Origin of the sequence: Desulfotomaculum sp. OF05-3 (assembly GCF_003435535.1) — a bacterium.
GTDB classification, from domain to species: domain Bacteria; phylum Bacillota; class Clostridia; order Lachnospirales; family Lachnospiraceae; genus Pilosibacter; species Pilosibacter fragilis.
This window is the reverse complement of the sequence record NZ_QWGO01000058.1, coordinates 1-10,698: the sequence shown is the minus strand read 5'-3', so window position 1 is coordinate 10,698 and position 10,698 is coordinate 1. Positions and strand designations below refer to the sequence as shown.

Below are 10,698 nucleotides of genomic sequence, written 5' to 3'. Positions count from 1 at the left end.
GGGATCAACGAGATCGCGGCCTGCAGAGTCTGCGTCGTGGAGCTGGAAGGAAAAGAGAAACTGATCACATCCTGCAACAACATGGTGAAGGACGGCATGGTGATCTACACCAACAGCCCGAAGGTCAGAAATCATAGAAGAAATACGGTACAGTTATTATTATCCCAGCATGATAACCGGTGCGTTGTCTGTCCGAGAAACGGGAACTGCCAGTTACAGCAGGTTGCCTGCGACCTGAATATCCTGGACATTCCGTTCAGGCAGGAACCGGAATACCAGCCGTGGGATAAGGATTTCCCGCTGATCCGTAATTCTGCGAAGTGCATCAAGTGCATGCGCTGCGTGCAGGTCTGCGACAAGATCCAGGGGCTTGGCATCTGGGATGTGGAGGGAACCGGTTCCAGAACGACCGTGAATGTGGCGGGACATAAGACGATCCGGGAAGCTGACTGTGCTCTCTGCGGTCAGTGTATCACCCACTGTCCGGTTGGAGCGCTCTCCGAGAGAGCCGATACGGAGAAGGTCTGGGAAGCGATCGAGAATAAGGATAAGATCGTGGTGGCCCAGGTTGCCCCTGCGGTGCGCGCGGCCTGGGGCGAGGAACTCGGACTTACGGACGAGGACGCGCCGGTGGGCAAGATCTTTGATGCTTTAAAACGCATGGGCGTGGACTACGCCTTTGATACAGTATTTTCTGCGGATCTCACGATCATGGAGGAGAGCACAGAGTTTATAAAACGGTTTACGAGCGGCGAACTGAAGGAGAGACCGATGTTCACGTCCTGCTGCCCCGGCTGGGTGCGTTTTGTGAAGACCCAGTTCCCGTACATGGTGAACTATCTCTCCACGGCGAAATCCCCGCAGCAGATGTTCGGTGCGGTCATGAAGACATATTTTGCGGAAAAGCTTGGTGTTTCTCCGGATCAGATCTTTACGCTGTCCATTATGCCGTGTGTGGCAAAGAAAGGCGAGCGGGAGATGGATCTCTTCTACGGCGAGTATGCCGGACATGACGTGGATGCGGTTCTCACAACAAGAGAACTTGTGAAGATGATCCGCTCCGCCCATATCCGCCCGGATACCTTAGTGGAGATCCCTGGTGACAGCCCGATGCACGCGGGAACCGGCGCGGGCGTGATCTTCGGAGCTACGGGCGGTGTCATGGAGGCGGCTCTCCGCACCGCGTATTTTACCTTAAAAGGCGAGAATCCGCCTGCAGATGCTTTCAAGGCGGTCCGCAGCGTAGGTTTCCAGGAGAATGCAGGAGTGCAGGAAGCAGAATTTGCCATCGGTGACATCAAACTCCGCACAGCAGCGGTCAGCGGACTCGGAAACACGAGAAGACTTTTACAGCAGATCGAGCGCGGCGAGGTCCACTATGATTTTGTGGAAGTCATGGCCTGCCCGGGCGGCTGTGTCGGCGGAGGCGGACAGCCGATCCACGATGGTGAGGAGCTGGCGTTTGCGAGAGGCAGAAAGCTCTATGCGCTGGACGCAAAAGCTGATATCCGCTACTCTCATGAGAACCCGGATATCAGGGAGATCTACAGCGATTTCTTTGGAAAGCCGATGTCCCATAAGGCGCATATGCTGCTGCATACGGAGCATTGGAAAAATAATTAAAGTGTCAGTTAAATTACGGATACAGGAAAAGCACGCAGATGCAAAACGTCTGCGTGCTTTTCCTGTATCGAAAGATCTTGGATGCTATGCCTTTTGACGGCTCATGAATGAATATGCGGAGTTTATTTGGCTGCGCTCTGAAATACAGCGTTTATTGACTGAGCAGCCAATCTATGAGATTTTCGGATCTGATGCCGTCATAGGAAGCATCAAGCCCCGGTTCAAGCGACAAAACGATTTTTTCGTAGTTATCACGGATGTTTTGCAGCGGTGTAAGTTCCCGGTTGCGTACATCCTCACTCATCATAGACTCTGTCACCTGGATATACTTTTTATCATCGGCTGTCGTTGCAATAAAGTCCACTTCGGCGCTGCCGATCTTGCCGATCGCTACATCATAACCCCTGCGAAGCAATTCAAAGTAAACGACATTTTCGATGGCATGACCGCTGTCGCGATTACGGAAGCCCAGCAGATAATTGCGAAGGCCGATGTCAACAATATAGTATTTTCCCAACGTGCGGAGGTATGCCTTTCCCTTGATGTCAAAGCGCTTGATCTCATAGAAAAAATAGCTTTCCAGTAGTGCATTCACATATGCCTGCACAGTATGTGCGCTAGGAGCGCCCTTGCGTTTACCATCGTCAAGGAGCCCCTCGTTTATCAAAGTGTTGCCTATGGAGGAAATGGATACGCTGGAGCCGATATTGTCGGCAAGGAACAGGATGATCTTGCGCAGAAGCGTGGGGTCTGTGATCTGTTTTTGCCCCCTGCGTTTTTCACGTTCCAAAATATCACGGATGACTACCGTGGAATAGATACCGTCAAGAAGAGACAGTGCTTTTTCCTGATCCAGACCGACATCGGCGATTCCCGGCATTCCGCCGAATCTTATATAGGCATCAAATACCTCACGCAATTCATAATGTTCCCCGTTTTTGTCGAATACCTGTTTGCGGAGTCCCCCGAGCGCACTTTGTATTTCATGTACTTCAAAGCCGTGAAAATCAAGAAATTCACGGAATGAGAGCGGCAGCATTCTGATTTCTACACACCGCCCGGAGAGGTAGGTGGAATACTCCGAAGAAAGAAGGTAAGCGTTTGACCCGGTAACATAGATGTCACAGTCAAAATCTACACGGAAGGCGTTTACCGCGTCCTCCCATGCTTCGATCCTCTGCAGCTCATCAAAGAAGAGATACATCCGCTTTCCGGGAACAATACGTTCTTTTACATAGCGATAAATATCGTCGGCATTCATCCTGCGAAAATCAAAGGATTCAAAATTCATTTCAAGGATCTGTTCCGGAAGAACACCGGTATTTTTCAAATGCTGAACCATCAGCTTTAACAGACTGGACTTTCCGCAGCGGCGAATACCAGTAATCATTTTGACCGGTTCTGTATCTTGAAAACCTATCAGCTTATTCAGGTAACTGTCACGCTGCCTGAGTTCATGGGAACCTATCATGTCTATCACCTCCTGCAGTATTAGTATGGCATAAACTGGTGAAATAATCAAGTAATTGCATTATAGTGCAAAAACTTTTTGCTTTCGACAGTTTTTGCAAACATAAACAAATAATAAAAAGATCCGGCAGGATATCTGGACAATATATCCTGCCGGAGAGAGGGGGATGAGTGAAAATTACTGCTTCTGTTTTTTAGTGAGTACGTTTTTTAAAACAGGAACCATTGCGAAACCAATGATTACAAGCAGGATGATGATTGCAATCGGGCGGGAGAAGAAATACGGGATGAGTCCGCCCTTCGGTGCAGCCATGATCAAGGTTCTGCGGAAGTTGGATTCCAGAATATCGGCAAGGACAACGCCGAGAACCAGAGGTGCCGGTTCAAATCCGTAGATTTTCATAAGGTATCCGATGAGACCGAACACGAGCATGATGATAACTTCGTACATGCTGTTGCTCAGTGCATAAGTACCGATGCAGGATAATGCGACGATGATCGGAACGAGAACAGAGTTTGGAACGAGGCAGACTCTTGCCATCTGTCTTGCCATGGAAACTCCGATGATTCCCATCAGCACATTCGCGAAAAGGAAACCAAGGAAGATCGCATAAGTAGTTGGAGCCTTAGAACCTGTAAACAGGTCACTGCCAGGCTGTAAGCCATGCATGAGAAGCGCTCCGTAAAGGATTGCTGTGACCGGGCTTCCAGGAATACCTAAAGTGAAAAGTGGGATCATGGCACCGCCGCAGGCTGCGTTGTTTGCGGCCTCAGAGGCAGCAATTCCGACAATGGAACCTTTTCCGTATTCTTCCGGATTTTTAGAAGTCCGTTTGGAAAGACCATAACTGATCCATGCGGCGATGGAACAGCCGGCAGCAGGGATAAATCCGATAAATGCACCGATAACAGAACTTTTTAACATGGTAGGAGTTAATAGACCGGCATTGCCTTTTTCCCAACGCTTTCCCTTTAAGGCAGCTGCCGGGTCGTCAACAATGGTTGCACCGGTTCCTGTCATCAGCTTTTCAACGAGGATGAGAACCTGGGAGATTGAGAATAATCCGATCAGGATCGGTGTGGAGTCAAGACCATCCTCAAGCCAGAGCTGTCCGAACGTGAATCGAGACACACCGCTGATGGAGTCCATGCCGATGCAGCCGATCAGAAGACCTAACAGAGCGGCGAAGATTCCTTTTGCCTGGTTATCTCCCGTGAGTCCGGCAACGACGAGAACACCGAAGCAGGCAACGAGGAAATACTCAAGGCAGGAGAACATCTGACTGATTCTTCCGAGTGCCGGGGCAAATAAGATCAGGCAGATGGCACCAATGATACCACCGACAACGGATGCGATGGTTACGACGGACACGGCCTCCATGCCGCGGCCTTTTTTCGTCATTTCATAGCCATCCTGTGTGGTCGCCGCAGATGCCGCGGTACCTGGTGTATGGCACAAAACAGCAGTGATGGATCCGCCGTACACACCGGTTGTGTACATTGCGGTCATCATGACAAGGGCAGCTGTGGGGCTCATGGAAAATGAGATCGGCAGCAGCAGGGCAATACCGACGGACGGTCCCAATCCGGGAATAATTCCGATGATCATTCCGCCTACAACACCAACGAGCAGTCCGAGAAAGACATCGATGGAGAGGAACGAACTCAATGCGAGTGATAAATATTCAGCCATTTTATAAGCTCCTTTCCTTAAATATAACGGAACAGCTGTCCGAGAATGCCGACTTTATAGATCGGGAGATGAAGAATGATAACGAAAACAACATAACAGATCAGGGTGTAGAGAACGGTGATCACAATGTTTACTTTCCAGGACTTCAGCTTTAAATATTTCATGGAAAGCAGCATAAAGATCGGTGTCGCGATCCAGTATGTGATATAGCGGAAGCCAAGGAAATAGATAAAAATAAAAAACATGAACAGGAATGCGTATTTACTGCTCTTTATAGTCATGGAGTAGTGGAAATCCCCATCCTGCTCCTTGGTGAGCCGGAGACCTTTCAGAATAATAAATACAGAACATAATCCCATTAACAGGGACAGAGTGATCGGAAGATAGGAAGCCTGTCCAGGAATCTGTACCGCAGTAAAGAACACTGCGATACAGAAGATAAGAAGAACGGTTCCTACCCATACGTCGCGATGAAACTTTTTTGCCATATGGATAAACTCCTTTTCTTATGTGGGAATGATCAGTTACTGTACGTTCCAGATCATTTTTCTGGTTTCAACCTGGCTCTCAAGAAGTTCTTTGAAGTCCTCACCGGAGGTATTGTCGAGCTGAAGACCAAGAGCAGCCATATTTTCGATATAGTCAGGATCTTCCATTGCTTTTAATAATGCGTCAGTGGTCGTGTCGACGATATCCTGTGGAACACCATTCGGATAGAAGTATCCGCGAGCTGCGAATGCGACAAAGTCTTCACCGGTTGCCTCTTTGATCGTAGGAACATCAGGTATGAAGTCACTGCGTTCGTCGGAAAAAATGCATGCAACCTTCATCTCACCAGACTGATAGGAAGCCATGACATCAGAGATGGATGCAAAAAAGATATCTGTGTCACCGGATAAGAACATTCCGCGGCTGTCGGAAGCTCCGTCTACCGGAACAACGGTGATCTGGGTTCCGAAGGTCTTGTTGAACCATTCAGCAGTTGTTGCGTCTCCGTCGGTAATTCCTGTTGCCTGGGCGGAAACGAGAACAGGATTGGATTTGGCGTACTCGATAAAGCTGTTAATATCGGAGAACCGTGTGTCATTAGAACGGATCGCCATGACATTGTAGTCGAGAGCCTGGTTTGCAAGGACAGTGACGTCATCGAGATTATATTTTCTAGGGTTATCCGGATCAAGCTCACCCATCGCATAGTTATGGTTGATCAGACCGATCGTATAACCGTCTTTGTAATCGCCCTGGATCAGATCGGTCCATGCGACCCATCCGCCAGATCCTGTCTGGTTTTCAACGACAACATTGACTCCCATTACTTTAGAAAGAGCCTGTGCAAGATTGCGGGCACCAATGTCGGTTCCGCCGCCGGCTGAGAACGGGCAGACGAGAGTGATCGTTTCGCTTGGGAAAGAACCATCGTTTTTGGCGGCTGCAGTATCAGTGGAATCAGCAGATTTTGTTGTGGTGTCTGTTGTCTGCTGGCTGGAAGCTTGGCATGCGCTAAGAGATAATGCTAAAGCTCCTGCGGTCACAAGTGCAAATATTTTTTTCATGTGAGATCCTCCTTTTATAGTAGAACTAAAAAATTTTGTCGTCATAATAGACTGGTCCAGCAAGAAACGCGTTTGCTTTTGTTACATTCATTCTAGTGAATTTTATGTCAGAAAACAAACAGCTTTTCCGTGTTATATCACAATATAATGACTGTAAAATGGATAAAAAAGAAAAAAATGAACAAAAAACATACCGAATTACAACTGAATGATTGTGAATAAAAGAACAAAACTTGTTAGACATTTGTAATCTGAATTCTTATACTGGCATCGAAAACAAAAACGTGAACGGCTAAAGGAGGTCGCTATATGATGACAAAGAAAGAGAGAATTCAGGCAGCTATTGCAGGGGAAAAACCGGACAAACTTCCATATTCATTCTGGACCCATCTTCCGGGAATCGATCTGAATCCGGAACTTTTAGCGGAAAAGACATATGAGTTTTATAAAAAGTATGATATCGACTTTATAAAGACTATGAATAACGGAATGTACGCCATCGAAGACTTCGGTTGTGAGATTGATTATTCAGATATTGCGAAAGGCGGAGTGGCGAAAGTCACAAAAACACCGATCCACGAAGCGAAGGACTGGTATGAACTGAAACCGTGTTCTGTAAAGGAAGGAAGTCTTGCGAGAGAATTAAAAGGATTGAAACTTGTTCTCGATAAGGTAAAGAATGAGGATGTGCCAGTCATTTTCACGATATTCAGCCCGTTGACAACAGCGAATAAATTGTCCGGAAATACACTTCTTCAGTATCTGGAAAATGGTGACGGGGATGCAGTTCATCATGCGCTGAAAGTGATTACGGAGACGACCTGCAATATGGCTCGGGCAGCGCTGGAAGCCGGTGCGGACGGAATCTTCTTTGCGGCGCAGAGCAGTACTTATAATTTTATGACTGCAGAACAGTATAAGGAATTTGGCGTTCCTTATGACTTGGAGGTCCTGAATGCGGCGAAAGATGGATGGATGAACACACTGCATGCCCATGGAAGTAATATCATGATGGAAATATTGAAGGATTATCCGGTACAGGTCTTCAACTGGCATGCATGGGAGACATATCCGTCAGTGGATGAGGCGGCGCTTGAGTCTGGAAAATGCCTTATGGGCGGACTAAACCGCACCGATATCACAAAAGATGACCGCAATGCCATCCATCATCAGATTTATGAGTGTTTTAAACTGATGGGTGGCTGCGGTCAGATCTTAACACCGGGTTGTGTGATCCGCTATCCGTTAAATGAGGAAACTTTAAAATTTATCCGCAAAGCGAAAGATGATGTGGAGGCGAAGATCCATCCGATCTACGCTTAGCAGGAAAACTTTTCCTGTGCCATCCGGATGAATTCATCGGCGGCTCGGCTGAGATAGTGGTCTTTCATGTAAGCGATTGTGATCGGCCGGTAGCCCGCCGGATAGTTTAACGGAAAGACAGACACCTGTTCTTTCCAGTCGAAGGAATTCCAGAATGTCATACGGCGGCTGACGAAGATTTCGGGAAGCACGATGGCACCGATTCCGGAAGAACAGAGGGAAACCATGGTGGACATACTGGTGGTCTCGAGGAGGATTTCCGGTTCAATGTTGTAGCTTTCACAACATTTTTCAAACATTTCGCCCAGCCATGTCTGTTTCGGCATTTTGATAAACGGGCAGTCGGCAAAAATGTTGAAACTTTGAACAGAACCCGGAATCAAAGTGGAGTCTATCTTCAGATAGCGCGGCAAAAATGAGTTTGGAATAACGCAGACGAGAGATTCTGTATGGAGCAGTTCCTCGTGTACTTTTTCTGGATCATTGATCGCAAAACCGATGCAGAGATCTGCCCGTCCTTCAAACAATGCCTGGTTGATCTCTTTTGTTGTACCTTCTACAAGATTTAGTTTGATCTGGGGAAAGGCAGAGCGGAATTCTGGAAGTATCTTTGGAAGCATGACAGCTCCGCGGGAGGTACTGATTCCGAGAGTCAGTTCACCTTTTCGGAAGTCCCGGATATCCTGCATGCTTTTTTCAATCTGTTCTTTCTGATGAAGCAGAACCTTGGAACTTGCATAGAGGGATTTTCCGGCTTCGGTGAGTGTAATCGGTTGGGTACGGTTAAAAAGGATCACACCGAATTCGTTTTCCAGGCGGGAAATGTGGTTGCTGAGGGATTGCTGGGATATAAATAAACGCTTGGCAGCATTTGTGAAACTGAGTTCTTCAGCGGCCACGCGAAAGTAGTAGAGATTTAAAAAGTTCATAGTGTGCTCCTTAAATTTTTTCTGCAGTAACATTGATGAAATATATGAATTATTATAGCAAAAATAATCGAAAAAGAAAGAACAGAAGGAGAAAAAGCGCTAAGAAACTGTTAAAAATATCATGAGGAAAAATAAAAAATGGACCAGAAATTATACACAAACCATCTTGAAATATTAAAAGACGAACTGATTATGGCGCTCGGCTGCACGGAACCGATCGCAATCGCCTACGCGGCAGCAAAAGCGCGGAAACTGTTAGGTCAGATGCCGGAGAAATGCGTAGTGTCCTGCAGCGGAAATATCGTTAAAAATGTCATGGGAGTGACGGTACCGAACTCCGGCGGATTAAAAGGAATCGATGTGGCAGCAGTACTGGGAATCGTGGGCGGAGATCCAGATATGGATCTGGCAGTGCTTGAGAGTGTGACAAAAGAGGATCAGGAGAAGACAAAAGAGCTTTTAAATCAGAAATTTTGTACCTGTAAACTGATCGAAGGCGTGGCGACTCTTTACATTGTAGTGGAACTGCGCGCCGGAGAGCATACGGCGCTGGTCGAGATTCAGAAGACCCATAAAAATATCACCCGGATGGAAAAAGATGGGATGAGTGTTCTGAAAAAGACTGAGGCAGATGAGGAAAATGGTCATAAGGCAGGTGACAAACAGCTTCTCACAGTGAAAAATATTCTGGAGTTTGCGGATAAAGTAAAAATTGAGGATGTTGAAGAGATCCTGAATCGCCAGATCGAGTGCAATATGGCGATCTGCCGGGAAGGCCTGGAACATCCGTATGGAGCAGAGGTTGGAAGAATCCTGATCGACGGAAACGAAAAGCCGACGGTGGGTCTGAAGGCACGTGCATTTGCGGCCGCAGGTTCGGATGCCAGAATGAACGGCTGTCCGATGCCGGTGGTCATCAATTCCGGAAGTGGTAATCAGGGGATCACGGTCAGCGTGCCGGTCATTGTTTACGCGAAGGAGAAAAACATCGAAAAAGAAAAACTTTTGCGTGGACTTGTAGTTTCGAATCTGATCGCAGTTCATCAGAAAAAATATATCGGAAGTCTGTCTGCATACTGTGGCGTTGTGAGTGCCGCATGCGGAGCAGCCTGTGGTATCTGCTACATGCTTGGATATCCATATGAAGTGGTCTGTGAGACAATTACCAACACCATCGCAACTGTTGGAGGTATGGTGTGTGATGGCGCGAAATCATCCTGCGCAGCTAAAATTTCGACAGCCCTTCAAACTGCGCTTCTTGGAATGAAAATGGGATTACATGACAGGGCATTCCAGCCAGGTGAAGGTCTGGTGGAGGATGATGTTGAAGAAACAATCCGAAGTATCGGACGCATGGGACGAGATGGTATGCACTCCACGGATTTGGAAATTTTGAATATTATGCTTGGAAATTAAAAAAGAGGATCTGCCAGCGGACATTGACTTCTGGTAGATCCTCTTTTTTATGAAAAGTCTGATCCCTCAGCTATGCTGAGGAGAATGGAATCAGTGCAGATAGTAATAGTATATGCGATACCGTTCTTTGGGACGGGTAGTTCGGACTTCCGGGTGAGGACGCGGACGGCGTTCTCTCCGCGGTACAGTTCCTGCGGAGTGTCGGAAAAGACGAGATCATCGACCTGACCGGAAAGGAAGTCGTTGTCATCGGCGGCGGAAACGTGTCCATGGATGCAGTCCGCACGGCAAAACGACTTGGAGCGAAGAAAGTCAGCATTTTATATAGAAGACGGAGAAACGATATGACGGCGCTGCCGGGTGAGATCGAGGGCGCGATCGCGGAGGGGATCGAGATCGTGACCTTAAAGGCTCCAGCGTCCTTAAATGTCGGGGAAGACCACAAGATCCATGGCATCTACGCGACCCCGCAGATGATCAGCGCGATCAGGGACGGCCGCGCCAGCGTGAAGCCGACCGGAGAGCCGGATGTCTACATTCCATGTGATGTCCTGATCAAGGCGATCGGACAGGATATCGAGTCCGGACATTTCGAGAAAGCCGGGATCCCGGTATCCCGCGGAAAGATCGTGACCTTAAAGAGCGGTGCATTTGAAAACATGCCTGGCGTATTCGCGGGCGGCGACTGCTC

Annotated in this window: 9 protein-coding genes; 4 read left to right on the top strand and 5 right to left on the bottom strand. The window is 47.8% G+C overall.

Annotated features, from left to right (window positions below; all coding sequences use genetic code 11):
- On the top strand, positions 1-1,623 hold a 1,623-nt coding region (locus DXA87_RS16975; protein ID WP_117505454.1), incomplete at its 5' end, for a [FeFe] hydrogenase, group A.
- Between the two features lie 151 nt (positions 1,624-1,774).
- Here the strand turns inward: DXA87_RS16975 and DXA87_RS16970 are convergent.
- The 4 genes from DXA87_RS16970 to DXA87_RS16955 all read right to left on the bottom strand — a co-directional run bounded on the left by DXA87_RS16970 (position 1,775) and on the right by DXA87_RS16955 (position 6,339).
- Positions 1,775-3,094, bottom strand: coding sequence for an ATP-binding protein (locus DXA87_RS16970; RefSeq protein WP_117471323.1), 1,320 nt, complete (start codon positions 3,092-3,094; stop codon positions 1,775-1,777).
- A gap of 177 nt (positions 3,095-3,271) precedes the next feature.
- Complete coding sequence (locus tag DXA87_RS16965) at positions 3,272-4,786, bottom strand: tripartite tricarboxylate transporter permease (protein ID WP_117471324.1); 1,515 nt, start codon at positions 4,784-4,786, stop codon at positions 3,272-3,274.
- 17 nt (positions 4,787-4,803) lie between these two features.
- Entirely contained in the window at positions 4,804-5,274 is a 471-nt protein-coding gene (locus tag DXA87_RS16960; protein WP_117471325.1) for a tripartite tricarboxylate transporter TctB family protein, read from the bottom strand.
- A 36-nt stretch (positions 5,275-5,310) separates the two neighbouring features.
- On the bottom strand, positions 5,311-6,339 hold the full coding sequence (locus tag DXA87_RS16955) for a tripartite tricarboxylate transporter substrate binding protein (protein ID WP_117471326.1): 1,029 nt from the start codon (positions 6,337-6,339) through the stop codon (positions 5,311-5,313).
- Positions 6,340-6,648: 309 nt separating this feature from the next.
- Here DXA87_RS16955 and DXA87_RS16950 point away from each other — a divergent pair, with 309 nt between their 5' ends.
- Complete coding sequence (locus DXA87_RS16950) at positions 6,649-7,662, top strand: uroporphyrinogen decarboxylase family protein (protein WP_242990637.1); 1,014 nt, start codon at positions 6,649-6,651, stop codon at positions 7,660-7,662.
- Here DXA87_RS16950 and DXA87_RS16945 read toward each other — a convergent pair.
- Positions 7,659-8,591 carry a LysR family transcriptional regulator gene (locus tag DXA87_RS16945; RefSeq protein WP_158553099.1) on the bottom strand — a complete coding sequence of 311 codons (933 nt, stop codon included), beginning with the start codon at positions 8,589-8,591 and terminating at the stop codon, positions 7,659-7,661. The genes DXA87_RS16950 and DXA87_RS16945 overlap by 4 nt on opposite strands.
- Before the next feature lie 138 nt (positions 8,592-8,729).
- Here DXA87_RS16945 and DXA87_RS16940 point away from each other — a divergent pair, with 138 nt between their 5' ends.
- Complete coding sequence (locus DXA87_RS16940) at positions 8,730-10,007, top strand: L-serine ammonia-lyase, iron-sulfur-dependent, subunit alpha (protein ID WP_117471328.1); 1,278 nt, start codon at positions 8,730-8,732, stop codon at positions 10,005-10,007.
- A gap of 191 nt (positions 10,008-10,198) precedes the next feature.
- A partial coding sequence (locus DXA87_RS16935; protein ID WP_348982250.1) for an FAD-dependent oxidoreductase occupies positions 10,199-10,698 on the top strand: 500 nt, incomplete at its 3' end.